Origin of the sequence: Pseudomonas psychrophila, from assembly GCF_001043005.1 — a bacterium.
GTDB classification, from domain to species: domain Bacteria; phylum Pseudomonadota; class Gammaproteobacteria; order Pseudomonadales; family Pseudomonadaceae; genus Aquipseudomonas; species Aquipseudomonas psychrophila.
On sequence record NZ_JYKZ01000004.1, the window covers coordinates 364984 to 390962 of the forward strand.

Consider the following 25979-nt stretch of genomic DNA (forward strand, 5'->3'; position numbering starts at 1 on the left):
ACCCAAGGTGCTCTGCCTACTCAAGCCCCCACCAGCCTCGCCCGCGCCTGCAAACTCAAATGCGCCTGTTCGCCCGGCGCCAGGGTTTGGTTGTGGATGCCTCCGCTGGTGGACTCCACGCACACAAAGCCCATGACCTCACTCCAGCTCACACCCAGCAACGGCCGCTTGCCCGGATGCCAAACCACCGTGTTGGCCTGATCACCCGTATCAATGCTTAACGCCCTTTGCCAGGCGTGGTCATTGAGCTGCATTTCGCCGTCATGCTGAAACACCCGCTGACAACCACCCTCCACCCGCAATTCACCCTTCTGCTGGCAAACCTTACGGTTCAACTGATCGTAGCCGTGAACACCATCCAGACCGGACAGCGCTACCTCCGCGACATCTCCGATACGCCAGTAAGCCCGTAAAGCCTGGCTGACCTGGCAAGGCTCGTCGTCCTGATGTTCGGTGCTCAAGCGCAATTCCATGTCTTCGCCCAACCGCGCATGCAAATCGACCTGCCAGTCGCACAATTGCAAACGCCAGTGCAGGGTCACACCGTCTTCGTCAGTGCTGCTGTCGAGCAGTTTCCAGTCAATCAACCGCGCCCAACCATGGGATGGCCACGCGTTTTCACTGGGATGGCGGCCATACCACGGCCAGCAAATCGGTACCCCGCCGCGTATCGCGCCCACCTGCGGCCATTTGGCTGCGCACCACAGCCACGGCTTTTGCCCGGTCGGCTGAAAGTGCAGCAGTTGCGCACCCTGACGACTGAACACCGCCTGGCAATGGGGGTGATCGATCACCAGCACATCGCGCAGTTGAAAGCGCTCCCACTGGAAAATCGGCTGTTCGCGTTTGGATTTGAAAAAACGGTGAAGCGGATGCTCATGCATGTGCCGCAGTCCTGAAAATCATGCGCCGGGGTGTGCAGCCCCGAAAAAAAGCGGATAGCCAAGGCTATCCGCTAGAAAAGCAAGGAGCTTAGCGCAAGAGGACTAAAACACAGACTGAATTTTCAGCCCGGCTACCAATGCGTTGTCTACCTGGTCCACACCACCCGGGTGAGTGATGTATTGCAAGTTAGGACGCACAGTAAGCCAGTTGGTCACGTGGAAACCGTAGTTGATTTCATAGTTGTACTCGGTGGTGCGCAGCGGCGAGTACAGCGGATCGTTGTAATCGGTGACACCCAGCGAAGCATTAATCTGCTCGGCGCTTTTCTTCACGTCATCGTTGACGTGGATACGGGCGGCGCCAATACCGATGTCATCCTTGGGACGAGCATCGAATGGGCCCTTGTACACAAACATCAGCGACTGGTAGTTGTCGACGATGTTGGTGGCCTTGTCATGAAAAGTAGCGTTGGCCGCAATATTCAAACCGCGCGAAGCGTCTCCGTTGTGGCTGGTGAGCTGCTGTTGCACGACAAACCAGTAACCGTGCTTGCTGTCGCGTACGCGGTAGTCTTCACCATCATTGGTGATATTGACCTTCACGTCATCGGCAGGCGCCGTGCTCTTGTAGTAACCGACACGGTATTCACCCGGCAGGTTGTTAAGCTTCGGCGACCAGACCAGTTCAACCGGCAGCACGGTACCCTTGGTGCCACTGCCGCTGAGTTTGAAGCCGTTGCCGTGCTCCAGTTGCGACGGGTTCTGGTTGTACGCGCCGATCTGGGCATACAGTTCAGGAGTGATGTTGTATTTCACCCGCAATGCAGCCTGACTGACCGGCCAGTTGTACCAGACGTTGGTGGCCCAGTTACCCACCTGGGAGCCACAGAACGCCAGGTTCTGGAATTCGCACGGGAAGGTGTTGAAGTCTTCGCCTTCACCGAAGTAACCGGCCTTGACGTCCAGCTTGCCGTCGAGGAACTGGTGCTGAATCCACAATTGGGTCAAACGCACCATGTGGCCACGGCCATAGACTTCCTGCGAGGAACTCAAGGTACCGGCACGCGGGTCGCCGATACGGTCATTGGAGATGTTCTGGCCATTACGGTTGGTGAGCTGGATCTTGGCCTGGGTGTTGTCCCAGCCCCACAGCTTTTGCAGATCCAGCGCTACGCCCAGGCCAAACTGGTCGCTGTAGCGCGCCGTCTTGCTGTCGTTGTAACCGCCATGCAGGTTGGCGCCGACTTCACCGACGTAATCGGCCTTGATGTCGATACCCTGCTCGATCAGTTTGGTCCGCTCACCGCCCCAGTCGCCGGTCATCCATTTCGAGTCAGCGCTGAACGCTTCGTCAGCGTAGACGCTGCTTGCACCCAGGCTGAGCGCCACAATAGCCGACAGCTGGCAGGCCAGACGGGTACGGGTCATTCTGTTAGTCATCCCTTTAATCCTCGTTGTTTTCTTATTGGCTTTGTTTAACGCGGCACCACTCAAGGAGGCCCGGTAACAGGCTCCCTGTTGACTTAACGACCCTTGAATTGCGCCACGTTATCAGCCCGGCCATGGGCCTGGGGCGAACTCATCGCACCCAGACGCTCGCCCGTGTTCGCATCAAACAGTAGCACTTTGGCTGGATCGAACTGCAAATTGAGGCTCTGGCCGACCTGAGGCGCATCATCAGGGGCCATTCGGCAGCAGACCTTGCTCCCGTTCAGGTTCACAAAAACCAGGGTGTCCGGGCCGGTAGGCTCAATGACTTGCACTTCGGCACGAATGACCGGCAGGCCATTGGGTTCCGAGGGTGCCAGTACAATCTGCTCGGCGCGAATGCCCACAATCACGTCACGATCCTCAAGCCCCGCGTCCTGCATGCTCAGCGGCAACTCGCAGCGCGCCTGGCCGCTGTCGAGCAAGGCCGACAAGCGACCTTCGTTGCGCTGCAACCGCAGGGGGATAAAGTTCATCGGCGGCGAGCCAATAAAGCTGGCCACGAACAGGTTGGCCGGGTCGTTGTAGATCTGCTTGGGCGTACCGAACTGCTGAATGATCCCGTCTTTCATCACGGCCACTTTGTCGCCCAGGGTCATGGCTTCGATCTGGTCATGGGTGACGTAGACGGTGGTGGTTTTCAGACGCTGGTGCATCAGTTTCATTTCGGTGCGCATCTCGACTCGCAGCTTGGCATCGAGGTTGGACAGCGGCTCGTCAAACAGGTAGATCTTGGGCCGACGCGCCAGTGCCCGGCCCATGGCCACGCGCTGTTGCTGACCACCGGACAACTGCCCGGGCTTGCGGGTCAGCAAGTGTTCGATTTGCAGCAGCTTGGACACCCGCGCCACTTCTTCATCGATCGCCGCAGCGCTCATTTTGCGGATCTTGAGGCCGAAGGCGATGTTGTCCCGCACATTCATCGTCGGGTACAGCGCGTAGGACTGAAACACCATGGCGATATCACGGTCCTTGGGGCTCATGCCGCTGATGTCGGCATCGTCCACCAGAATCGCCCCGCCGCTGATGGTTTCAAGACCGGCGATGCAATTCATCAAGGTCGATTTACCGCAGCCCGAAGGCCCCACCAAAATCAGGAACTCGCCATCATCGATTTTCAGCTCGATGTTTTTCAGCGTGTCGGGCAAACCTTTGCCGTAGGACTTGTTAACGTTGCGTAATTCGAGAGTAGCCATGCCTTACCCCTTGACCGCGCCGGACGTCAGCCCGCGCAGAAAATACTTGCCCGCAAAGATGTAAACCAGCAGCGTCGGCAGCCCCGCGATCATGGCCGCAGCCATATCAACGTTGTATTCCTTGGCGCCGGTGCTGGTATTGACCAGGTTGTTGAGCGCCACCGTAATCGGCTGCGCATCACCACTGGCAAACACCACACCAAACAGAAAGTCGTTCCAGATCTGAGTGAACTGCCAGATCAGGCAGACCATCACGATCGGCACCGACATCGGCAGCAGAATCCGCCCGAAAATAGTGAAGAAACCCGCGCCATCCAGCCGTGCTGCCTTGACCAGCGCATCCGGGATGCTCACGTAATAGTTGCGGAAAAACAGCGTGGTGAAGGCCAGGCCATAAACCACGTGCACCAACACCAGGCCGGTGGTGGTGTTCGCCAGCCCAAGCTTGCCGATGGTGAACGAGGCAGGGAGCAACACCGTTTGGAACGGCAGGAAGCAGCCGAACAGCAGTAAGCCAAAAAACAGCTGTGAGCCGCGAAAACGCCACATCGACAGCACGTATCCGTTCATGGCCCCGATAAAGGTCGAGATCAAAACCGCAGGCACGGTGATCTTGACCGAGTTCCAGAAATACCCGCCCACAGTGTCCCAGGCCTTGATCCAGCCAATGCCGTCAATCACTTGCGGCCAGCTCAACAGGTTGCCGGTGCGGATGTCTTCCGGGCTTTTAAAGCTGGTGAGCAGCATCACCACCAAAGGGATCAAGTAGACCGCTGCAGCGAGAATCAAGGTGGCGTAAATGGCCACGCGGCTGAAGGTGAATCGGGACGCGCCGATGCCGCTTGTCATATTAGTCATGGCGTTTATTCCTCAGCTCGGAATACAGATACGGCACGAGGATGGCCAGAATCGCTCCCAGCATCATGATCGCACTGGCAGAACCAATGCCCATTTGCCCACGACTGAAGGTGAAGGAATACATGAACATGGCTGGCAAGTCGGAGGAATATCCCGGGCCACCGGCGGTCATTGCCGACACCAGATCGAAGCTCTTGATGGCAATGTGCGCAAGGATCATGAAGGCGCTGAAAAACACTGGACGCAGGCTCGGCAACACGATGCGCAGGTAGATGGTCGGCAAGCTCGCACCGTCCACCTGGGCAGCACGAATGATCGACTGGTCGACCCCGCGCAATCCGGCCAGAAACATCGCCATCACAAACCCCGAAGCCTGCCACACCGCTGCGATCACCAGGCAGTACACCACCCGATCCTGATCCAGCAGCCAGTCAAAGCGAAAGCCTTCCCAGCCCCAGTCACGGAGCATTTTGTCCAGACCCAGGCCCGGGTTGAGCAGCCATTTCCAGGCCGTACCGGTAACGATCATCGACAGCGCCATCGGGTACAGATAAATCGTGCGGATGAAGCCTTCCTTACGAATCCGCTGGTCGAGCAGGATGGCCAGGAACACGCCGATCACCAGGCTGATGACAATGAACATCCCGCCAAAAACCGCCAGGTTTTTGCTGGCGACCCACCAGCGGTCGTTGTCCATCAGTCGTGCGTATTGCTGCAAACCAACCCATTTGTAGCTGGGCATAAAACTCGAGTTGGTGAACGAGAGCAGAAACGTCCAAAAAATGTAGCCATAAAAGCCAACCAATACGATCAGCATGCTCGGTGCCAGGACCAGCTTGGGCAACCAGCGTTGCAGCGCATCAAACGGCGAGGCCTTGCTGAACACAGCCACGGAACTCATCGAAATACTCCCGATAGGGTATGCCGGCATCTGCAAACGCAGATGCCGCACAACCAGGGGCAAGGGGGAGCCACGCGTGAGCGTGGCAGGTCAGATCAACGAATTACTGTGCGGACTTGATGGCCGAGTAAAGTTTTTTACCGGCTGTGGCCGGATCAGCATTCTTGTCGCTCATGAAGTTGCTGACCGTGTCGAAAATCGCGCCTTGTACGGCCAGAGAAGTGGCCATGTTGTGCGCCATGCTTGGCAGTTGGCTGTTGGCCTTGCCCGCGTCGGCGAAGTCTTTGGCAGACGCCTGGCCACAACTATCGAACTTGCTCATGTCCAGGTCACTGCGTACCGGGATCGAGCCTTTGTTCTGGTTGAACACGTACTGGAACTCAGGCTCAAGCGCGACTTTGGCCACGTCGTTTTGCGCGGCGATGTTGCCAGGTGTGTTGTTTTTGGCGGACAGCTTGAACATCGCCAGCGAGTCGATGTTGTAGGTAAAACTGCCCTTGGTGCCCGGGAACGGCACGCACTCGAAATCAGTGCCCGCCTTTTTGCCCGCAGCAGCCCATTCGCTTTTCGCCCAGTCACCCATGATCTGCATACCGGCCTTGCCGCTGATCACCTTGGCGGCTTCCAGGTTCCAGTCCTGACCGGTGCCATCCGGGTCCATGTAGCCCTGCAGTTTTTTCAGGTGAGTAAAGACTTCAGCCAATTGCGGGCCGGTCAGGGTTTTCTCGTCAAGATCGACGAAGGCTTTCTTGTAGCCTTCTGGCCCCATGACGCTGAGCACCAGGTCTTCAAAGACCGTGCTGTCCTGCCACGGCTGACCACCGTGGGCCAGAGGGATAAAGCCCGCGGCCTTGAGTTTGTCGCCTGCCGCGTAGAGTTCATCAAGGGTGGTTGGCGCTTTGTCGATGCCTGCCTTTTTGAACACTTCGGGGTTGATCCACAACCAGTTAACCCGGTGAATGTTCACCGGTACAGCCACGTAATGACCGTCATATTTCATGGTGTCGGACACGGTTTTTGACAGCAGGGTGTCCCAGTGATTGGCCTTGGAAACCTCATCGAGGTTAGTCAACAAACCGAGTGCGCCCCACTCTTGCAAGTCAGGGCCTTTGATTTGTGCTGCGGAAGGCGAGTTGCCGGAGACGGCTCGGGTTTTAAGCACGGTCATGGCGGCGGCACCGCCACCGCCTGCCACGGCACTGTCCTGCCAGGTGTAACCGTCTTTTTCAATCAGCTTTTTAAGCACATCAACCGCTTTGGCCTCACCACCGGAGGTCCACCAATGCACCACTTCAACCGTGCCTTTGGAATCGGCAGGGGCGGCGGCATAAGCACCCAGGGGGAATAATGTAGCCAGAGAAATGACAACGGCGAGGCGATTGAATGAATTCATGTCTAGACCTTTCTTGTTGTTATAGCTGTGCAAGTCTTTTTGCTTGCGCTGCTAAAGAGTGTATCCATCACCGCCTGCTCGCACGTAACGAAGAGACGCTCAAATGTCACAGCCTGGTGACATTGGACCGGAAGGATCGTTGGTGCCGACGATTTTTCAACTATGTCTGACTCTGCTTTCCTGTAAGCCCTAAACAGGGCCTTACAGACAAGTAAGGTATTTTCCGCGTTGCTTGTAGGACGCATCCCGAAGTCGTTTTCCCACGTTGAACCTGTAAAAAACTTCAGCGAGTCTGCAACACATCGCCACGATTCAAGAACGGATGCCGGCCCCCATCAGGAGATGAGACTCATGCAAAAATATCGCAAAACGGCCCAGAACCACTGCTTCATTTGCGTGCTTGAATACCCGGACGGCTGCCGCTACGCCTGGAAGCTGGATATCCGGCGCTCAGGCAAGGTACATGTCCACCACTTCGACTTCGCGGAGTATGGCGGCGAGGCTGCTGCATTGAAGGCGGCCGAAAACGTGCGCGACCAGTTGGTGCTGACAATGCCCCAGGCCATCACCTATGAAAATCGCCAGCGCCTGACTTCCCACAACACCAGCGGGCACCCCGGGGTCTATCGGGTGCACGCCAACCATATCCATTACTGGCGCGCGACATCCCGCATTCACGGTTACAACCTGAGCAAGAGTTTTCGTGTTGATCGGTATGGCGATGACGAAGCCAAGCGGTTGGCGCTGCAAGAGCGCGAGAGGCAGTTAACCCTGTGCAACGAGCCTTATGACATCGCCATGGAAAAACTGCAGCAGCACTTCAGCCAGACCAGCAGGCGGGTGCGCGAAAACCGTATTAACGCTGCGATGAGCAGTCACCGACTGCCCAAACCCCTGATTGAAGAGACACCCGAGCGCCCTTTGGAACCCTTGCTGCCCATCAGTGCCGAACAGGCGAGCCAGTCGATCAGTCGCCATTTCGCGGCAAGTACAAAGTGACCCGCAGACCGCCTACACGCAGGTTTTGCAAGCTCACTTCACCGCCGTGGCTATGGGCAATGCTGCGGGCAATTCCAAGCCCCAGCCCGTAACCCTGCTGCTGCCCGGCCAGGCGGAAGTGAGGCTCAAACACTTGCTCCAGACGCTGTTCAGGTACGCCCGGCCCCTCGTCATCGACGGTGAGCACAAAGGCCTGGTCATTGTCATCGATACGCAAGTGGGCGTTGTTGCCGTATTTGAGCGCGTTGTCGATCAGGTTGCCCATACAGCGGCGCAGCGCCAGTGGCTTGCCCGGGTAAGGCCTGAGGGCCCGCCCCTGCAGCGTTACACGACCGTTACCCTGGGGGAGCAAATAGGGTTCGATCAAACAATCGAGCAGATGATTCAAGTCCACCGCCTCGATGTTTTCGTGAATATCTGTATCTTTCACGCATTGCAGAGCGCCTTTGACCAGCATCTCCAGCTCATCCAGATCGCGGCCGAACTTGTGCTGCAATTGCTCGTCTTCCAACAGTTCGACCCGCAGGCGCAAGCGGGTAATCGGCGTGCGCAAGTCATGGGAAATGGCGCTGAACAATTGACTGCGCTCGGTCAGGTAACGGCTGATGCGAGCACGCATGCTATTGAAGGCACGCCCCACCTCGACCACCTCACTGCCACCCCCGATCTCGACCGGTTTGACCTCTTCTTCACCCAGAGACATATCTCGCGCCGCTCTGGCCAGACGCTTGAGTGGCCGGCTTTGCCAGTGCACCAGCAAGCCGATGAACAACAATAAAAAAACGCTGCTAAGCACGATAAACCACACCTGCAATGCCGGCAGCCCTTCTTCCTCAAGGCTGGTGTAGGGCTGCGGCAACAGGGAAGCGATATACAGCCACTCGCCGGGCACCATCTGGATTTGCGTCACCAGCACCGGTGGATTGACCGGCTCAAGCGTCAAGGCGAAATGCGCCCAAGAACGGGGCAACTCATCGAGCTTCAGGCCCGCATTGAAAATGCGCAGGTCCTGGGGGCTGACGAATGTCACCGACATGTCGACATTGGGCCCCACCGCCTCGCGCAGCACTTTGTCCACAGCGTCCAGCACCGCCTGCTTGCGCTGGGTCGGTGGCAATACCGGCATGTCCAGGGGCTTGTCATTGAGGCTCACGACAAACCGTGTTCCGCCCATGCTGCGCAATTGATCCAGTACCAGTGGTCGATAGGCCAGCGGCAAGGAACGCAGGTAGGTCACGGTCGCATTCATCGAGTGCGCCATGCTGCGCGCACTGTTGACCAGCCCTTCAAGTTGGGTGGTGCGCAACTGCGACAACCAGATCGCACTCGACAGGGTTTGCGCCAGCAAAATGGCCAGCAACGTCAGCAGCAACATGCGCCCCAGCAACGAGCGGGGCATGTGCAATTTGCGCAGAAAATTAAAGGTCATTGCCGGACGAAACCTGAGCCGCCAATTGATAGCCGCTGCCACGAACGGTGCGAATCAACCGGGGGGGTTTGTCGGTGTCGCGCAGACGCTGGCGCAAGCGACTGACAGCCATGTCGACAATTCGGTCCAGGGGCATCAGGTCTCGGCCCCGGGTCGCATTGCCGATGGTGTCACGATCAAGAATCTGTTGCGGGTTATCCAGAAACAGCTTGAGCAACGCGAAATCGGCCCCGGACAAAATCACCTCTTCGCCATCGGTATGAAACAGTCGATGGGTCACGGTGTTCAATCGCCACTCCTCAAAAGCGAGCACTTCGTTGCCCCAACTTGTATTGGCAAATTGCGCTCGACGAAGTAATGCCTTGATTCGTGCCAGCAGTTCGCGGGGGCTGAAGGGTTTACCCAGGTAGTCGTCGGCGCCCAGTTCAAGGCCAATGATGCGGTCCGCTTCATCAGAACTGGCGGTGAGCATGATGATCGGGATCTGGGCAAAACGTGGATGCTGACGCACCCATCGGCACAGGCTGAAGCCATCTTCGTCGGGCAACATGACATCGAGGATCAGCAGGTCACTTGCGTCCCCATCAAGTGCTTCACGAAAGCCCGCCCCATCGCCCACGGTACGCACCTGAAAACCGGCGCGGGTGAGATAGATATCAAGCAGTTCTCGAATTTCCTGGTCATCATCGACCAGCAAAATGGATTTGCCGGGAGTGCTCACAGTGATGTTCCTTATTGTTTTTATCACGTCTGTGGGAGTGGACTTGTTCGCGATTCAAGCGACTCTATGCCTGCGCTATCGCGAGCAAGCCCGCTCCCACAGTGTGTGCATGGCTTTTAGCCAAATGCCTGTTGCAACGCCACTCCCGCGCCGATCAATCCCGGATACGGCGCTGTCACCAGCCACACCGGGATCCCCTTGAGGTAGTCGCTCATGCACCCTTTGTCGGCAAAGCTGCGGGCAAAGCCGCTGGCCAGGAAAATATCGGCAAAGCGCGGGATGACACCGCCCACGATATACACCCCGCCACGCCCACCGATGGTCAGCACATTGTTACCCGCCACACGCCCCAGCCAGCAGCTGAAGTGCTCCAGCACCTGCAGGGCAACCGGATCACCGGCCAGTGCTGCCGCGGTAATTGCACGGTCGCTGTCCAACTGCGGAGTATGGCCATCCACCGCGCAAATCGCGCGATAGACTCGCGGCAAACCGCTGCCGCTCAAAATGCTTTCAGCACTCACATGCCCGATTTCGTTGTAGATGTGCTGCCACAACTGCACTTCACGGGGGTTGCTCATGGGCAGGTCAACGTGACCACCCTCCCCCGGCAAGGCCATCCACTGTGCCTCACCCAGGTTCAGCAAGGTGCCCACGCCCAGCCCGGTTCCCGGCCCGATAACCACGGCGGGTCGTGTCGGGTCCGGGATGCCAGGGCACACCTGGCGTACGTCTTCAGGTTGCAGCCGGGTCATGCCCAGGGCCATCGCGCTGAAGTCGTTGATCAACAGAAGATTGTCGACCTGCAGGTCCTTACAGAACCCCGACCGGCTCAAGCGCCAGTGGTTGTTGGTAAAGCGAAACTCATCGCCACTCACGGGACCTGCCACTGACAGGCACACCGAACCTACAGCACCCAAGGCCAGATCCAGGTCGCTCAGGTAAAGCTTGATGGCCTCTTGCGGGCAGGCAAAATCGGCTGTTGCCAGCACACGAACCGAGCGCAGCTGGTCGTTATCCCACAACGCAAACCGTGCGTTGGTTCCGCCAATGTCACCGACCAGTGCAAGCTTCATTTCAGATTTTCCAGAGACGAGGTAAAGGTACTCGCGCCCTGCTCGGCCGAACTGAAAGCCTGACGCATGAACGCAAACAACTCACGCCCGGACCCAACGGCATTATCCAGAGTGCCGATTGCCGGGGTGCGCGCCGCGAATTCTGCCTCATCCACCAACAGTTGCAATGTTCCTTTTACGCCGTCCACGCGAATCATGTCGCCGTCCTGAACACGGGCCAGAGCGCCGCCGATCGAAGCTTCCGGGCTGACATGAATCGCTGCCGGGATCTTGCCCGAGGCGCCTGACATGCGTCCGTCAGTGATCAGTGCCACTTTAAAGCCCCGATCCTGCAACACACCCAGGAACGGCGTCATCTTGTGCAGCTCGGGCATGCCGTTGGAACGCGGGCCCTGAAAGCGCATCACGGCCACAAAGTCGTGTTCCAGCTCACCTGCCTTGAACGCGTCGGCCAGTTGTTGCTGATCCTGAAACACCCGTGCCGGGGCTTCGACGATTTGATGCTCAAGCGCTACCGCCGAGACTTTCATCACGCCGCGGCCAAGATTGCCTTCCATCACCCGCAAGCCACCCTCGGCCGAGAACGCACGTGCAACCGGACGCAGGATCGTCTCGTCGAGGCTTTCGATCGGGCCTTCGCGCCAGACCAGTTCACCGTCTACCAGGAACGGTTCACGGGTGTAACGGCTCAGACCGAAGCCCGCTACCGTGTTGACATTTTCGTGGAGCAAACCGGCTTCCAGCAGTTCACGAATCAGAAACGCCATACCGCCTGCGGCCTGGAAGTGGTTGATATCGGCCTTGCCGTTTGGATACACGTGGGACAGGGTCGGCACCACTTCGGACAGGTCCGCCATGTCTTGCCAGGTCAGCTGAATGCCTGCGGCCATCGCAATCGCCGGCATGTGCAAGGTGTGGTTGGTCGAGCCGCCGGTGGCATGCAGCGCAACAATGGAGTTCACCAGGGAGCGCTCGTCGACGATTTCGCCCAACGGGGTGAAGTCGCCATTTTGCTTGGTCAGGCGAGTGACCTGATGAGCGGCTTCGCGGGTCAGCGCATCACGCAATGGCGTGTAGGGATTGACGAAAGAAGCGCCCGGCAAGTGCAGGCCCATGACCTCCATCAGCAACTGGTTGGTGTTAGCGGTGCCGTAGAACGTACAGGTGCCCGGGCTGTGATAGGACTTCATCTCCGACTCCAGCAGCTCTTCGCGGCTGGCCTTGCCTTCAGCGTAACGCTGACGCACGTCGGCCTTTTCCTTGTTGGAAATACCCGACGGCATCGGCCCGCCCGGCACAAAGATGGTAGGCAGATGACCAAAGCGCAGTGCGCCCATCAACAGGCCCGGCACAATCTTGTCGCAGATCCCCAGCATCATTGCTGCATCGAACATGTTGTGGGACAGCGACACGGCCGTCGACAGCGCAATCACTTCACGGCTCAGCAGGCTGAGCTCCATGCCCGGCTCGCCCTGGGTCACGCCATCGCACATGGCCGGCGTGCCGCCTGCGAACTGGCCCACCGAGCCAATTTCGCGCAACGCTTTTTTGATTTGTTCAGGAAAGTGCTCGTAGGGCTGATGCGCCGACAACATGTCGTTATATGACGAAACAATTGCGACGTTGGCGGCGTTCATCATCCGCAGGCTGTTTTTATCTTCAGTGCCACACCCTGCCACGCCGTGGGCGAAGTTGGCACATTGCAACTTGCCGCGTTGCGGGCCGTCACTGGCGGCGCCGCGAATAAGCGTCAAATACGCCTCACGGGTTGCGCGACTGCGGGCAATAAGACGCTCGGTGACTTCAAGAACGCGGGGATGCATGTGTTGAACTCCAGGCTAACGGATGTGGCGACCTGTACGTGTCCTATGCTGACCGAAGGGCTTTTAGGAGCGACTTCAATCATTCGGACCCGTTGATTCAGGTCACTCGTTGTAGATAAAACAAAATATTGCCACTTAAATGGCTTGTTTTCTATTTTTATGCGAATAATCTTGTAATTCCAACAACAAATCGATGGCAGGCGCTTTCCATGACTCTACGAATCGCAATCAATGGTTTTGGCCGAATCGGCCGTAACGTCCTGCGCGCACTGTATACCCAAGGCTACCGTCAGGACCTGCAGATCGTCGCTATCAACGATCTGGGTGACAGTTCGATCAATGCTCATCTGCTGAAGTACGACACGGTTCACGGCACGTTCGACGCGACGGTCGAGCATGACCAGGAGAGCCTGACGGTCAATGGCGACCGCATTAGCGTGACCGCTATTCGCAACCCGGCTGAACTGCCATGGGCGGCACTGAAAGTCGATGTGGTGTTTGAATGCACAGGTTTGTTCACAGATCGCAGCAAAGCTGAAGCGCATATTAGCGCTGGTGCCCGTAAGGTGATTATCTCTGCGCCTGGTAAAAATGCCGATGCGACTGTGGTCTATGGTGTTAACCACGACATTCTGCGCCAATCCCACCAAATTATTTCCAATGCTTCCTGCACCACCAACTGCCTGGCACCTGTGGCGCAAATCCTGCACCGCGAGTTCGGCATTGAAAACGGCCTGATGACCACCATCCACGCCTACACCAATGACCAGAACCTGACCGACGTTTATCACTCGGACCCGTACCGTGCGCGCTCGGCCACCCAGAACATGATCCCGAGCAAAACCGGTGCAGCCGAAGCGGTTGGCCTGGTATTGCCTGAGCTGGCCGGCAAGTTGACCGGCATGGCCGTGCGGGTTCCAGTGATCAATGTATCGCTGGTTGACCTGACTATTGAACTCAAGCGCGAAACCACCGCAGCTGAAGTCAACGCGCTGTTCAAGGAAGCCAGCCAGCATTCCAAGGTACTGGGTTACAACACCCTGCCGCTGGTATCGAGCGACTTCAACCACAACCCGCTTTCGTCGATCTTCGACGCCAATCACACCAAGGTCAGCGGCAAACTGCTGAAAGTACTGGCCTGGTATGACAACGAGTGGGGCTTCTCCAACCGCATGCTCGATAACTGCCTGGCGCTGTGCAACGCGGAGTAACGCGATGATCGGTATCAGCTTCACTACAGCCACCCTGGCAGCGCGCAAGCGTATCGCCCTGGTGGCTCATGATCATTGCAAGGGATTCTTGCTGGACTGGGCCGAGCGTCACACCTCGGAACTCAGCCAGCACAACCTGTGCGCCACTGGCACCACGGGCCTGTTACTGAGTCAGCGCCTTGGACTGCCGATCGAAAGCATGATCAGCGGCCCGCTGGGCGGCGATCAGCAGGTCGGTGCCCAGATCGCCGAGCAGCGGGTCGACATGCTGGTGTTTTTCTGGGACCCGTTCGAACCCCAGCCCCACGACCCGGACATCAAGGCGTTGTTGCGGGTGGCTGCGGTTTGGAACATTCCAGTGGCCTGCAATGAATGCAGCGCCGACTTCATGCTCAGCAGCCCGCTGATGAGCCAGCCCCATGAACACCGCATCCCGGACTACAACGCGTACTTGAAGGGCCGAGTTTAGGTTTTTGGTGGGAGCGAGCCTGCTCGCGAAGACGCGCTATCGTCTACAACCTTCGCGAGCTGGCTCGCTCCCACCAGAACGATTTCACGTCATTTCAAAACAGCGCTTGACCAACAGTACAGATGATAAGCATTATCATTCGCTCAAAACCGGTCGGGTAGCACTGTGAGTCAGTCCCACTTCAATCAAGTCTTCCTGACCCAGCGGGTCACCTTGCTGCGCACGCTGGAGCGGATGGTCAATAACCACAGCACCGCTGAAGACCTGCTGCAAGAGACCTACCTGCGCGTGACGCGCGCCTTGAGCGAGCGTTCCGTCGAACACCTGGAACCCTTTGTTTTCCAGACCGCACGCAACCTGGCGCTTGATCATCTGCGCGCCCGGCGCATTCAGTCACGCACAGTGGTCGAAGATGTGCCACTGGACGTCATTGAAGGCGTCGCCTCCCCTCTCAGCACCCCGGAAGAAGCCCATCAAGCCGCGCAATTACTGGAGCGTTTGAGTGTGAGCCTGAGCCAGCTAAGCGCCCGTCAACAGCGGATTTTCATCCTGAGCCGTCTCCACGGCTGCAGTTATCAAGAGATTGCCGAAGAGCTTGACGTTTCATTGAGCACGGTTCAAAAGGAACTCAAATTAATCATGGCAATCTGCATCGGGGTAGCCGACAGACTTAATCGCCCTTAACCTTGACTGGCGACACCTGTACGAACGCTCTGAAACTGCCAAGGAACATCCGTGACGGACACTCACCAATCAGCTGCGCCTGAAGAGGCGCAAAACATGCTGCAAGACAGCGCCATGGATCAGGCACTGGACTGGCTGATTACCCTTGAGTGTGCGAGCAACGAACAAAAAGCCGCCTTCGATAACTGGCTCAATGCCGACCCTGCCCACGCCCATGCCTTTGCCAAAGCCAACGCAATCTGGAATGGAGAACCGGTGCTGGCTGCTGCGCAAACCCTGCAAACCCGGCGCGCCCCCAGCCTCTTGCGTCGCATCGGGCGGCACTGGAAACACCTGGCAACAGCGGCGGTGGTGATTATCTGTGTCGGCAGTTACAGCAACGTGCCCTTGCGACTGCAAGCCGATCATCTGACCGTGGTCGGCGAGCGCCAGCGCCTGCAGCTCGAAGACGGTTCAAAAGTGCTGCTTAACACCAACTCTGCGTTCTCCAGCAAAGTGGTCAACGCCCAGGCCAGCGCCCGCCTGTACCAAGGCGAGGCGTACTTCGAAATCCCGGCCGACCTGGAACTCCCTATGGTGCTCGATGCAGGCCCCGTGCGTGTCAGCGTGCGCGATACCGACTTTGCAGTGAGCTACCTCAATGGCGAAGCGCAAGTGCGGGTGCAACGCGGCGATGTTGATTTACGGGTAAGCAGTGCTGGCACGCAAATGCGCTTGTCAGCCGGTAACAGCGTGCGCATTGGCCCCAACGGATTCAGCAAGACCGCCAGGCTCAACCCCCAGACCGATCTGGCCTGGGTTCAGGGGCGTCTGGTGTTTGAAAACTGCCCGATGGGCAAAGTACTGGATGAAGTGCGACGCTATTACCCCGGATGGATCGTGAGCAACAACGACAAACTCGCCAGCATTGCAGTGACCGGAAATTACCGGCTCGATCAACCGCTGGATATCCTGCGCTCACTCGCCCACATCACCTCGAGCAACATCTCGGAATTCCCCGCGCTGGTCATTCTCAATTAGTTGTAAGTTTTTTTACGCGATAGCCACAGGTCGTTCGTCTCGTTGTAGTCAATGCAACTGATTCGCATTTTGAATCAGCTTCGCAACTATAAGATTCGTTCACCACGGAGCGCTATCAATGCCCACTCGTTTCAACAGCCGGTCCTCATCCAACGTCCGCACGGGCGGTTTGCAGCAGTGCACGTTGTCGTTGTTGACCGCTGCCATGCTCCTGGCCGGTGTACAGGCGACTCCCGTCATGGCAGCGACCGATGAGCAGCCGGCCACCCGCTCCGTGGGCAATTACAAATTTGCGATTTCCCAGCAGCCGCTGGCGTCTGCCCTGAACGACTTCAGCGCCGTCACTGGCTGGCAGGTCGGCTTGCCGGCAGAGCTGGCGCAGAATGTGTCCTCGCCCGGCGTACGCGGCTCCCTGCCTCCGGAAAAAGCCCTTGAACGCCTGCTCATCGGTACCAACCTGGGCTACCGCAAACTGGGCAGCAACAACATTGTCCTGGAAAAGCGCAGCAGCTCCACCGGCACCCTGGCCTTGCAACAAGTGACCATCAGCGCCACTCGCCAGGAACAGGACGTGAACTCGGTGCCCAGCACCGTCACCGTCCATGACCGCCAGGAGCTGGACCGCGATAACGTCAATAACATCAAGGATCTGGTGCGTTATGAGCCGGGTGTGTCGGTAGGTGGCGCCGGTCAGCGCGGCGGCATCAGCAACTTCAACATCCGCGGCATCGACGGCGACCGGATCCTGACCCAGATTGATGGCGTTGAAATCCCCAGCTCGTTCTTCAACGGCCCTTATGCCAAGACCCAGCGCAACTACGTCGACCCGGAGATCATCAAGCGCGTCGAGATCCTGCGTGGCCCGGCGTCGGTGCTGTACGGCAGCAACGCCATCGGCGGTGCCGTCAGCTACTTCACCCTGGACCCGGATGACATTATCAAGCCGGGCCAGGATGTCGGTGCCCGCCTGAAAACAGGCTACAGCTCGGCCGATCGCAGCTGGCTCAAATCCGGTACCGTGGCCGGTCGTTCGGGTGAGTTCGATGGCCTGCTGCACCTGAGCCAGCGCGACGGGCATGAAACCAAGTCCTACGGCGATCACGGCGGCACCGGCCTGTCCCGTACCGCGGCCAACCCTGAAGACGTGAAAACCACCAACGTGCTGGCCAAGGCCGGCTGGAACTATAACGATGACGATCGCCTGGCCTTTACCTACGAGAAGTACAAGGACCGCTCGGATATCGATTTGAAAAGTGCTGTCGGCGGCCCGTTCAACAATGGCCAACCCCTGGGCATGTATCGCTCCCGAACAGGTCAGGACACCATTACTCGCGAACGTTTCGGTGTGGAAAACAGCATGGTTCTGGATACCGTGCTGACCGATCGCTTCAAGTGGAGCCTGAACTACCAGATCGCCAAGACCGACCAAAACACCCTGGAAAATTACTTCCCGTTCACCCGCAATGTGATGCGCTCGCGCAACACCAAATATGAAGAAAAAATGTGGGTCCTGGACGCCCAGGCGGATAAAGCTTTCCAGATTGCCGACACCGATCACTTGCTGACCTACGGCGCCACCGTCAAGCACCAGAACGTCACCGGTTCACGCAGCGGCTCAGGTACTTGCCTGGCAGTGGGCAGAGGGTGCACGGCTGTCGGGGCCAATAGCCCGAGCGATTATCTGGTCAAGTCCAGTGACTTCCCCGATCCAACCATCAACACCTACAGCCTGTTCGCCCAGGATCAGATCAGCTGGAACGACTGGACCTTTATGCCGGGCCTGCGCTACGACTACACCAAGCTGACGCCGCACATCACCCAGGAATTTCTCAATACCGTCAACAGCGACCAGCGAGGCACTGTGAACGATGACGACAAAGTCTGGCATCGTCTGTCGCCCAAATTTGGCGTGACCTACGCGTTCAACGACAACTACACGTGGTACGGCCAATACAGCGAAGGCTTCCGCACCCCAAGCGCCAAAGCCTTGTATGGCCGCTATGACAACCTGCAGGCGGGTTACACGGTAGAGCCAAACCCTGATCTGGAACCGGAAAAAAGCAAAAGCTACGAGACTGGCCTGCGCGGCAACTTTGATGCCGGCTCATTCGACGTCGCGGTTTTCTATAACAAATACCGTGATTTCATCAATGAAGACGCCATCACCCCCGGCTACAACGAACTTGCGTTCCAGACCAACAACATCAAGCACGCCACCATCAAGGGGGCTGAAGTCAAAGGCCGCTTGAATCTGGACGCCTTCGGCGCGCCGCAGGGTCTCTACACCCGCGGTTCGATGGCTTATGCCCACGGTCGTAATAACGACACCGGTCAACCGATCAACAGCGTCAACCCGCTGACCGCCGTCATGGGTCTGGGCTACGAGCAACAGAACTACGGTGGCCTGGTGAGCTGGACACTGGTCAAGAGCAAAAATCAGGTCGACGACAGCACCTTCTTTACCCCGGACGGCACCAGCAAACAGTTCAAATCGCCGGGCTATGGCGTGCTGGATCTGACCGGTTTCTACAAGGTCACCCAGGACGTCACCGTCAACGCTGGCCTGTACAACCTGACCGACAAGAAATACTGGAACTGGGATGACGTACGTGGTTACGACAGTGTGGGTGAAGCCGGTGTGCTGAACCCGGCCAATATGGAGCGCTTGACCGCTCCGGGCCGCAACTTCGCGATCAATCTGGTCTGGGATATCTGACCGCGCGCCTCACTGCGCAGACTTTTGTACTGCGCAGTGAGGATTTTTTACTGTGATCCGTCTTCCTGATCGTCTAGTTACAAAGTGCATCTCATTCTCAAGGATATTGGCATGACCACTCCAGATTCCGCACCGCGTCCTTCCGAGCGCTCCAAGCGCCTGACCCTCGCCACCCGTGAGACTCACGACACCCTGGGCGAGAAGGTCATGGGCCGCGATCCCTTTGGCAGCCTCGAAAACTACACCCACTTCGCGACCGCCCAGTATCTGTTCCTGACCGAGCTGGCAGCGCTGCATACCGATCCACGCCTCACTCAGCACATCCCTAACTTGCCTGAGCGCTGCCGCGCAGCTCAAATCAAGGCAGACCTGATCGACCTGGGCGTAGAACTGCCGGCACCTGTTACCGGCGCGGTTAATGCACCGAGCAAGGCACAGGCACTGGGTTGGGTGTTTGTGTCCGAAGGCTCCAAACTGGGCGCGGGCGTACTGATCAAGCAAGCCCGTCTGCTGGGCCTCAGCGAAACCCACGGTGCCCGTCACATGGGCGAACCTGCCGAAGGCCGTGGTCGTAACTGGAAGAGCTTTATCGAAATGCTCGACAGCGTCGAACTCACCCCAGAGGAAGATGCCGAGCTGGAACAAGCCGCCAACGATGCTTTCAGCCGCTTTACCTTCCTGCTGGAACAGACCTACGTGAAACAGCCAGAACTGGCTTAAGCTTGTTGCCCGGCCAGCACTCGCTGACCGGGCGTCCTTTACGCGTCTTGAGCTTATGACCCGCCAAACCCAATCCTCGTCGAAAATCGCGCGTATCCTGTTCGGCTTGCTGGCCTACGTGAGCCTGGGCATTGGCTTGATCGCGATTGTGATTCCCGGCCTGCCGACCACTGAATTCATTTTACTCGCCGCCTGGGCCGCGACCAAAAGCTCCCCACGCCTGAGTGCCTGGTTAGAAAACCATCGATTATTTGGCCCGATTCTGACCCATTGGCGCAACGGTAAAATCATCCAGCGCAAAGCCAAAGTGAGCGCCACCCTCAGCATGCTGCTCTGTGCAGGATTGATGCTGTACGTGCTCGATCACGACTGGCCTGTGTTCCTTGCCATTGCCGGCATGAGCATGGGTAACCTGTGGATCTGGTCGAGGCCGGAAAGCTTGCCAAGTACTTCGTAGCAGCTGCCGAGCCTGCGAGGCTGCGTCCGGCGGCGAAGCCGTCGTAAAACCAGAATCCCGTTTTAACCTGACACAACGAAGTTGCCTGACTTTACGACGGCTACACCGCCGAACGCAGCCTCGTTCCTTCGGCAGCTGCTACCAAAGACAAATCATAAGGATATTGCTCCGCTGTAGAGCGCATACGCCGCCCCCAGTGCTGCGATCAACACCGCCGCAAAAATGACTTTTTCCCAGGACTTGAACAGCACTTCGCCCTGCTCACGCTTGGCCTTGGCAAAAAAGATGATCCCCGGCGCATACAGCAATGCCGAGAGCAGCAGATACTTGGGCCCGGCGGCATACAGAAGCCACATCGCATAGATCAGCGCTATCCCCCCCACCACCATGTCCTTGATGCGCCGGCGGCTCGCCTGCTCGTAAGTCTCCCCCCGCACGCACAGCAGCACCGCATAGGCTGCCGACCACAGATAAGGCACCAGAATCATCGACGACGCGAGGTAGATCAGGCTGGTGTAGGTCCCCGCTGACACCAGGGTAATCACCAGAAAAATCTGGATCATGGAGTTGGTCAACCACAGGGCATTGACCGGCACATGGTTGACGTTTTCTTTTTTCAGGAACGCCGGCATGGTTTTGTCCCGGGCCGTGGCATACAGAATTTCAGCGCACAACAATGCCCACGACAACAACGCGCCCAGCAGCGAAATCGCCAGCCCGATGCTGATCAGGATCGCGCCCCACTCCCCCACCACATGCTTGAGCACACCGGCCATCGACGGATTCTGCAGGTTCGCCAGCTCTGGCTGACTCATGATCCCCAGCGACAGCACGTTCACCAGTACCAGCAAAGCCAGTACCCCAAGAAAACCTACTACCGTAGCCTTGCCGACATCCGAGCGTTTTTCCGCACGACCCGAGTAGACACTGGCGCCTTCGATACCGATAAAGACAAACACCGTGACCAGCATCATGTTGCGCACCTGGTCCATCACGCTGCCCAGGCTGGGCGTTTCAGTGCCCCAAAAGTCCCGGGTAAAAATATCCGCCTTGAAGGCCACGGCGGTGAGCACGATAAACATGACAATCGGCACGATCTTGGCAACTGTGGTCAGCTGGTTGATAAACGCTGCTTCCTTGATCCCGCGCAGCACCAGAAAGTGCACGCCCCACAGCAACAGCGACGCACAGCCGATGGCAACAGGCGTGTTGCCCTGACCAAACACCGGAAAAAAATACCCCAGGGTGCTGAACAGCAACACGAAGTAGCCCACATTCCCCATCCAGGCACTGATCCAGTAGCCCCAGGCGGATGAGAAGCCCATGTAGTCACCAAACCCGGCCTTGGCGTAGGCATACACCCCCGAATCGAGTTCCGGCTTGCGATTGGCAAGGGTCTGAAACACGAAGGCCAGCGCCAGCATCCCTACCGCAGTGATCGTCCAGCCGATCAATACGGCACCACCCGCAGCACGCTCGGCGATATTTTGTGGCAGCGAAAAAATCCCGCCGCCGATCATCGAACCCACCACCAATGCGATCAAGGCGTTTAGCCGAAGCTTCTGCGTCTGTTGCGACATCGCCACCTCTGAGTGTGCTGTTTATTTAAACTCATCATTATCGGAATTAAAGCGTTCACCGACTAATTATAGGTACCCGCCGAACGTTTAATAGGGTTGCGCAATAAGCCAGCCGTTACTAATAACGTTCTTTTCTATTGAAGCCTAAAAAACAGTTCACATATAGATGACGATTTAATTTCATCGACCGTTTCATGAAACATGGACGTGACATTTGCAAATCTGAAAATACTGGCTAGCTTCAATCTCCACGACAACGCGATTAACCGACCTATTAATACCTGAAAACACCTCTGGCGTAAGGCTTTCAGGAAGCGTCATAAAAATACGTCATCGCGACCTTCCCCGCTCTACTAACAATGGAATGTAGTAATGCCCTGATCTATGTCAAATGGCTTGATTATCAATGGACTTAACTTCGAAGCCTCACTTCTCCTAGATTGGAGTCACTACAAATGTCTGATACTCCTGGAAAACTGCGACTGGGTGCGCTGGTTGCTCTGGTAGTCGGCTCAATGATTGGCGGCGGTATTTTTTCATTGCCGCAAAACATGGCCGCCAGTGCCGATGTAGGTGCAATCCTGATCGGCTGGGCAATCACCGCAGTCGGTATGCTGACCCTCGCTTTTGTGTTCCAAACCCTCGCCAATCGCAAACCTGACCTGGACGGTGGTGTCTACGCCTACGCCAAGGCCGGCTTCGGCGATTACATGGGTTTCTCATCCGCCTGGGGCTACTGGATCAGTGCCTGGCTGGGTAACGTCGGCTACTTCGTGTTGCTGTTCAGTACCTTGGGCTACTTCTTCCCGATCTTCGGCGAAGGCAACACCCCCGCCGCCATCATCGGCGCGTCAATCCTGCTCTGGGCCGTGCATTTCCTGGTACTGCGCGGGATCAAGGAAGCTGCGTTCATCAACCTGGTCACGACCGTTGCCAAGATCGTACCGCTGGTGCTGTTTATCCTGATTGCCATCTTCGCGTTCAAACTGGACATCTTCACCAGTGACATCTGGGGCGTAAAAAACCCGGACCTGGGCAGCGTGATGGACCAGGTGCGCAACATGATGCTGGTCACCGTGTGGGTGTTCATCGGCATCGAAGGCGCAAGCATCTTCTCTTCCCGTGCCGAGAAACGCTCCGACGTGGGCCGCGCAACCGTGATCGGTTTTATCACCGTGCTGCTGTTGCTCGTACTGGTGAACGTGCTCTCGCTGGGCATCATGACTCAGCCTGAGCTGGCAAAACTGCAGAACCCGTCGATGGCGGCCGTGCTTGAGCATGTTGTCGGTCACTGGGGTGCAGTGCTGATCAGCGTCGGTTTGATCATCTCTCTGCTGGGTGCCCTGCTGTCCTGGGTGCTGCTGTGCGCCGAGATCATGTTCTCGGCCGCTAAAGACCACACCATGCCGGCCTTCCTGAAAAAGGAAAACGCCAACCATGTACCGGTCAACGCCCTGTGGCTGACCAACGCCATGGTGCAACTGTTCCTGATCATCACACTGTTCTCGGCCAGTACTTATCTGTCGCTGATTTACCTGGCGACCTCGATGATCCTGGTGCCTTACCTCTGGTCTGCGGCCTACGGCTTCCTGCTGGCGGTGCGCGCCGAGACTTACGAGAACGCCCTGGCTGAACGCAAGAAAGACCTGATCATTGGTGGCATCGCGCTGATCTACGCCATCTGGCTGATCTATGCCGGCGGCCTCAAGTACCTGCTGCTCTCGGCCTTGCTGTACGCACCTGGCGCCATTCTGTTCGCCAAGGCCAAGCGAGAAAGCGGCCAACCTGTTTTCACCAACATCGAGAAAGTGATTTTTGCCGCAGTAGTGATCGGCGCCCTGGTGGCTGCCTATGGTCTCTACGACGGTTTCCTGACCCTGTAACAACCTGTTTGTGTACTTTGGAGGATGACTGTAATGACCACGGAAAAAGTGAAGTACGGCGTGCATTCCGAAGCCGGTAAGCTGCATAAGGTTATGGTGTGTTCCCCAGGCCTGGCTCACCAGCGCCTGACCCCAAGCAACTGCGATGAACTGCTGTTCGATGACGTGCTGTGGGTCAACCAGGCCAAGCGTGACCACTTCGACTTCGTCACCAAGATGCGCGACCGCGGCATTGATGTGCTGGAAATGCACAACCTGCTGACCGATATCGTCGCCATTCCAGAAGCATTGGACTGGATCCTGGACCACAAAGTGACCCCCAATCAGGTGGGCGTGGGCCTGGTCAACGAAGTCAAATCCTGGATCAAGAGCCTTGAGCCACGCCAGGCGGCCGAATACCTGATCGGCGGCGTGTCGGCAGACGATCTGCCGGACAGCTTCGGTGGCAAGACCATCCAGATGTTCCGGGACTTCCTGGGGCACACGAGTTTTATCCTGCCACCACTGCCCAACACCCAGTTCACCCGTGACACCACCTGCTGGATTTACGGTGGCGTAACGCTGAACCCGATGTACTGGCCTGCGCGTCGTCAAGAAACCCTGTTGACCACCGCGATCTACAAGTTCCACCCCGAGTTCACCAACGCCGAATTCCAGATCTGGTACGGCGACCCGACTGTCGACCATGGCAACGCCAGCCTTGAAGGCGGCGACGTAATGCCGGTCGGTAACGGTGTGGTACTGATCGGTATGGGCGAGCGTACTTCGCGTCAGGCCATCGGCCAACTGGCGCTGAACCTGTTCAAGAACAAAGCCGTAGAACGCATCATCGTGGCCGGCATGCCCCGCTCCCGCGCCGCGATGCACCTGGACACCGTGTTCAGCTTCTGCGACCGCGACCTGGTGACCATCTTCCCTGAAGTCGTGAAGCAGATCGTTGCCTTCTCCCTTTACCCGGATGACAAGAAACAAGGCGGCATCGACGTGCGACGCGAAGAAGGCAGCTTCCTCGAAGTCGTTGCGCACGCCCTGGGCCTGAAAAAACTGCGTGTCGTCGAAACCGGCGGCAACTCCTTCGCGGCAGAACGCGAGCAGTGGGACGACGGCAACAACGTGGTGGCGCTGGAACCTGGCGTGGTGATCGGTTACGACCGCAACACCTACACCAACACCCTGCTGCGCAAGGCTGGCGTTGAAGTGATCACCATCAGCGCTTCCGAGCTGGGACGCGGCCGTGGCGGCGGTCACTGCATGACCTGCCCGATCGTACGTGACCCAATCGACTATTAATTCACTCAAATGATTGCTTGCGCCGGCCCCCACAAGGGGCGGCGCAAGCCGGTTATCGAAAAACCCAGGAGATCCCCATGGCGTTTAACATGAAAAACCGCAGCTTGCTGAGCCTTGTGCACCACACTCCACGTGAGCTGCACTTTCTGCTGGATCTGTCCCGCGATCTCAAGCGCGCCAAGTACACCGGTACTGAAGAGCCGCACTTGAAAGGCAAAAATATTGCGCTGATCTTCGAAAAAACCTCGACCCGCACCCGTTGCGCATTCGAAGTGGCGGCCCACGACCAGGGCGCACACGTGACGTACATCGACCCGGTTTCCTCGCAAATCGGTCACAAAGAAAGCATGAAAGACACCGCCCGCGTTCTGGGCCGCATGTTTGATGCCATCGAGTACCGTGGTTTTGAACAAGCCATTGTTGAAGAACTGGCCAAGTACGCTGGTGTACCGGTTTTCAACGGCCTGACCGCTGAATTCCACCCGACGCAAATGATCGCCGACGTATTGACCATGCGTGAACACAGCGACAAACCGCTGCACAACATCAGCTACGCGTACCTGGGCGACGCCCGTAACAACATGGGTAACTCGCTGCTGCTGATCGGCGCCAAACTGGGCATGGACGTGCGCATCGCGGCACCCAAAAGCCTGTGGCCAGAAGAGTCGTTCGTGAAGCAGTGCCAGGAATTCGCCAAGGAAAGCGGTGCCAAAATCACCCTGACGGAAGACCCTAAAGCTGCCGTCAAAGGCGTGGATTTTATCCACACCGACGTATGGGTATCGATGGGCGAGCCGGTCGAAGCCTGGAACGATCGCATCAAACTGCTGCTGCCTTATCAGGTCAACAGCGACATGATCAAGGCTGCAGAAAACCCGCGCGTGAAGTTCATGCACTGTCTGCCTGCGTTCCACAACTGCGAAACCAAAGTCGGCAAGGACGTGGCCGAGCACCATCCAAACCTGAAAAACGGCATTGAAGTGACCGAGGAAGTGTTTGAGTCCCCCGTCAACATCGCCTTTGAGCAAGCTGAAAACCGCATGCACACGATCAAGGCGATTCTGGTAGCGGCACTGGCTGATATCTAAGCCTGGCCCACCGTAGTTATGTGCACGCATAACTACGGTGGGAGTGAGCCAGCTCGCGAACGAGCTTCGCGAGCTGGCTCGCTCCCACACAAGGCC

The 25979-nt window shown here is 57.5% G+C and carries 22 protein-coding genes; 11 read left to right on the plus strand and 11 right to left on the minus strand.

Going from position 1 to position 25979, the window contains the following annotated elements:
• Positions 1-20: 20 nt before the first annotated feature.
• The 6 genes from TU76_RS13010 to TU76_RS13035 all read right to left on the minus strand — a co-directional run bounded on the left by TU76_RS13010 (position 21) and on the right by TU76_RS13035 (position 6720).
• Entirely contained in the window at positions 21-884 is an 864-nt protein-coding gene (locus tag TU76_RS13010; RefSeq protein WP_019822337.1) for a D-hexose-6-phosphate mutarotase, read from the minus strand.
• 102 nt (positions 885-986) lie between these two features.
• On the minus strand, positions 987-2324 hold the full coding sequence (locus tag TU76_RS13015; protein WP_037031629.1) for a carbohydrate porin: 1338 nt from the start codon (positions 2322-2324) through the stop codon (positions 987-989).
• Between the two features lie 83 nt (positions 2325-2407).
• Positions 2408-3568, minus strand: coding sequence for an ABC transporter ATP-binding protein (locus tag TU76_RS13020; protein WP_019822334.1), 1161 nt, complete (start codon positions 3566-3568; stop codon positions 2408-2410).
• 3 nt (positions 3569-3571) lie between these two features.
• Complete coding sequence (locus tag TU76_RS13025) at positions 3572-4417, minus strand: carbohydrate ABC transporter permease (protein WP_019822332.1); 846 nt, start codon at positions 4415-4417, stop codon at positions 3572-3574.
• 1 nt (position 4418) lies between these two features.
• Positions 4419-5327: a carbohydrate ABC transporter permease gene (locus TU76_RS13030; protein WP_019822330.1), complete on the minus strand. Its 909-nt coding sequence runs from the start codon at positions 5325-5327 to the stop codon at positions 4419-4421.
• A gap of 103 nt (positions 5328-5430) precedes the next feature.
• Positions 5431-6720 (minus strand): ABC transporter substrate-binding protein, encoded by a 1290-nt coding sequence (locus tag TU76_RS13035; protein WP_048351786.1) that lies wholly within the window; start codon positions 6718-6720, stop codon positions 5431-5433.
• 351 nt (positions 6721-7071) lie between these two features.
• Here TU76_RS13035 and TU76_RS13040 point away from each other — a divergent pair, with 351 nt between their 5' ends.
• Positions 7072-7719: an AP2 domain-containing protein gene (locus tag TU76_RS13040; RefSeq protein ID WP_019822326.1), complete on the plus strand. Its 648-nt coding sequence runs from the start codon at positions 7072-7074 to the stop codon at positions 7717-7719.
• Here the strand turns inward: TU76_RS13040 and TU76_RS13045 are convergent.
• From TU76_RS13045 to edd, 4 genes are all read right to left on the minus strand, one after another.
• Entirely contained in the window at positions 7688-9148 is a 1461-nt protein-coding gene (locus TU76_RS13045) for an ATP-binding protein (RefSeq protein WP_019822324.1), read from the minus strand. The two genes, TU76_RS13040 and TU76_RS13045, sit on opposite strands and share 32 nt — an antisense overlap.
• Positions 9138-9869: a response regulator gene (locus tag TU76_RS13050; protein ID WP_019822322.1), complete on the minus strand. Its 732-nt coding sequence runs from the start codon at positions 9867-9869 to the stop codon at positions 9138-9140. Before TU76_RS13050 ends, TU76_RS13045 begins: the two co-directional genes overlap by 11 nt.
• Positions 9870-9985: 116 nt before the next feature.
• Positions 9986-10942, minus strand: a complete 957-nt coding sequence (locus tag TU76_RS13055; RefSeq protein WP_048351787.1) for a glucokinase — start codon at positions 10940-10942, stop codon at positions 9986-9988.
• The gene (gene edd, locus TU76_RS13060) at positions 10939-12765 is read right to left on the minus strand and encodes a phosphogluconate dehydratase (RefSeq protein WP_019822320.1); all 1827 of its coding nucleotides are present in this window, start codon (positions 12763-12765) and stop codon (positions 10939-10941) included. The genes TU76_RS13055 and edd overlap by 4 nt, the downstream gene beginning before the upstream one ends.
• Before the next feature lie 209 nt (positions 12766-12974).
• Here edd and gap point away from each other — a divergent pair, with 209 nt between their 5' ends.
• The 7 genes from gap (at position 12975) to TU76_RS13095 (ending at position 20042) form a co-directional block, all read left to right on the plus strand.
• Positions 12975-13976, plus strand: a complete 1002-nt coding sequence (gene gap / locus TU76_RS13065; RefSeq protein WP_019822319.1) for a type I glyceraldehyde-3-phosphate dehydrogenase — start codon at positions 12975-12977, stop codon at positions 13974-13976.
• Between the two features lie 4 nt (positions 13977-13980).
• The gene (locus TU76_RS13070; RefSeq protein ID WP_046808866.1) at positions 13981-14445 is read left to right on the plus strand and encodes a methylglyoxal synthase; all 465 of its coding nucleotides are present in this window, start codon (positions 13981-13983) and stop codon (positions 14443-14445) included.
• A gap of 165 nt (positions 14446-14610) precedes the next feature.
• Complete coding sequence (locus TU76_RS13075; RefSeq protein ID WP_048351788.1) at positions 14611-15129, plus strand: RNA polymerase sigma factor; 519 nt, start codon at positions 14611-14613, stop codon at positions 15127-15129.
• A 51-nt stretch (positions 15130-15180) separates the two neighbouring features.
• A complete protein-coding gene (locus TU76_RS13080) occupies positions 15181-16149 on the plus strand; it encodes a FecR family protein (RefSeq protein WP_037031625.1) in 969 nt (322 codons plus the stop codon).
• Between the two features lie 118 nt (positions 16150-16267).
• Positions 16268-18865, plus strand: a complete 2598-nt coding sequence (locus TU76_RS13085; protein ID WP_048351789.1) for a TonB-dependent receptor — start codon at positions 16268-16270, stop codon at positions 18863-18865.
• 111 nt (positions 18866-18976) lie between these two features.
• Complete coding sequence (locus TU76_RS13090) at positions 18977-19585, plus strand: biliverdin-producing heme oxygenase (protein WP_019822313.1); 609 nt, start codon at positions 18977-18979, stop codon at positions 19583-19585.
• A 55-nt stretch (positions 19586-19640) separates the two neighbouring features.
• Positions 19641-20042, plus strand: a complete 402-nt coding sequence (locus TU76_RS13095) for a YbaN family protein (RefSeq protein ID WP_019822312.1) — start codon at positions 19641-19643, stop codon at positions 20040-20042.
• Between the two features lie 152 nt (positions 20043-20194).
• On the opposite strand, the gene arcD (TU76_RS13100) is transcribed toward TU76_RS13095, so the two are convergent.
• Positions 20195-21622 (minus strand): arginine-ornithine antiporter, encoded by a 1428-nt coding sequence (arcD, locus tag TU76_RS13100; protein WP_019822311.1) that lies wholly within the window; start codon positions 21620-21622, stop codon positions 20195-20197.
• 455 nt (positions 21623-22077) lie between these two features.
• Between arcD (TU76_RS13100) and arcD (TU76_RS13105) the strand changes: the two genes are divergently transcribed.
• The 3 genes from arcD (TU76_RS13105) to TU76_RS13115 all read left to right on the plus strand — a co-directional run bounded on the left by arcD (TU76_RS13105) (position 22078) and on the right by TU76_RS13115 (position 25883).
• A complete protein-coding gene (gene arcD / locus TU76_RS13105) occupies positions 22078-23505 on the plus strand; it encodes an arginine-ornithine antiporter (RefSeq protein ID WP_019822310.1) in 1428 nt (475 codons plus the stop codon).
• Between the two features lie 33 nt (positions 23506-23538).
• On the plus strand, positions 23539-24795 hold the full coding sequence (gene arcA / locus TU76_RS13110; protein WP_019822308.1) for an arginine deiminase: 1257 nt from the start codon (positions 23539-23541) through the stop codon (positions 24793-24795).
• 77 nt (positions 24796-24872) lie between these two features.
• Positions 24873-25883, plus strand: a complete 1011-nt coding sequence (locus TU76_RS13115; protein ID WP_019822306.1) for an ornithine carbamoyltransferase — start codon at positions 24873-24875, stop codon at positions 25881-25883.
• Positions 25884-25979 lie beyond the last annotated feature (96 nt).

Coding starts and splice junctions, on each gene's coding strand:
- TU76_RS13010 (WP_019822337.1), bottom strand. CDS start 884: ATGCATGAGCATCCGCTTCACCGTTTTTTCAAATCCAAACGCGAACAG.
- TU76_RS13015 (WP_037031629.1), bottom strand. CDS start 2,324: ATGACTAACAGAATGACCCGTACCCGTCTGGCCTGCCAGCTGTCGGCT.
- TU76_RS13020 (WP_019822334.1), bottom strand. CDS start 3,568: ATGGCTACTCTCGAATTACGCAACGTTAACAAGTCCTACGGCAAAGGT.
- TU76_RS13025 (WP_019822332.1), bottom strand. CDS start 4,417: ATGACAAGCGGCATCGGCGCGTCCCGATTCACCTTCAGCCGCGTGGCC.
- TU76_RS13030 (WP_019822330.1), bottom strand. CDS start 5,327: ATGAGTTCCGTGGCTGTGTTCAGCAAGGCCTCGCCGTTTGATGCGCTG.
- TU76_RS13035 (WP_048351786.1), bottom strand. CDS start 6,720: ATGAATTCATTCAATCGCCTCGCCGTTGTCATTTCTCTGGCTACATTA.
- TU76_RS13040 (WP_019822326.1), top strand. CDS start 7,072: ATGCAAAAATATCGCAAAACGGCCCAGAACCACTGCTTCATTTGCGTG.
- TU76_RS13045 (WP_019822324.1), bottom strand. CDS start 9,148: ATGACCTTTAATTTTCTGCGCAAATTGCACATGCCCCGCTCGTTGCTG.
- TU76_RS13055 (WP_048351787.1), bottom strand. CDS start 10,942: ATGAAGCTTGCACTGGTCGGTGACATTGGCGGAACCAACGCACGGTTT.
- edd (WP_019822320.1), bottom strand. CDS start 12,765: ATGCATCCCCGCGTTCTTGAAGTCACCGAGCGTCTTATTGCCCGCAGT.
- gap (WP_019822319.1), top strand. CDS start 12,975: ATGACTCTACGAATCGCAATCAATGGTTTTGGCCGAATCGGCCGTAAC.
- TU76_RS13070 (WP_046808866.1), top strand. CDS start 13,981: ATGATCGGTATCAGCTTCACTACAGCCACCCTGGCAGCGCGCAAGCGT.
- TU76_RS13085 (WP_048351789.1), top strand. CDS start 16,268: ATGCCCACTCGTTTCAACAGCCGGTCCTCATCCAACGTCCGCACGGGC.
- TU76_RS13090 (WP_019822313.1), top strand. CDS start 18,977: ATGACCACTCCAGATTCCGCACCGCGTCCTTCCGAGCGCTCCAAGCGC.
- TU76_RS13095 (WP_019822312.1), top strand. CDS start 19,641: ATGACCCGCCAAACCCAATCCTCGTCGAAAATCGCGCGTATCCTGTTC.
- arcD (WP_019822311.1), bottom strand. CDS start 21,622: ATGTCGCAACAGACGCAGAAGCTTCGGCTAAACGCCTTGATCGCATTG.
- arcD (WP_019822310.1), top strand. CDS start 22,078: ATGTCTGATACTCCTGGAAAACTGCGACTGGGTGCGCTGGTTGCTCTG.
- arcA (WP_019822308.1), top strand. CDS start 23,539: ATGACCACGGAAAAAGTGAAGTACGGCGTGCATTCCGAAGCCGGTAAG.
- TU76_RS13115 (WP_019822306.1), top strand. CDS start 24,873: ATGGCGTTTAACATGAAAAACCGCAGCTTGCTGAGCCTTGTGCACCAC.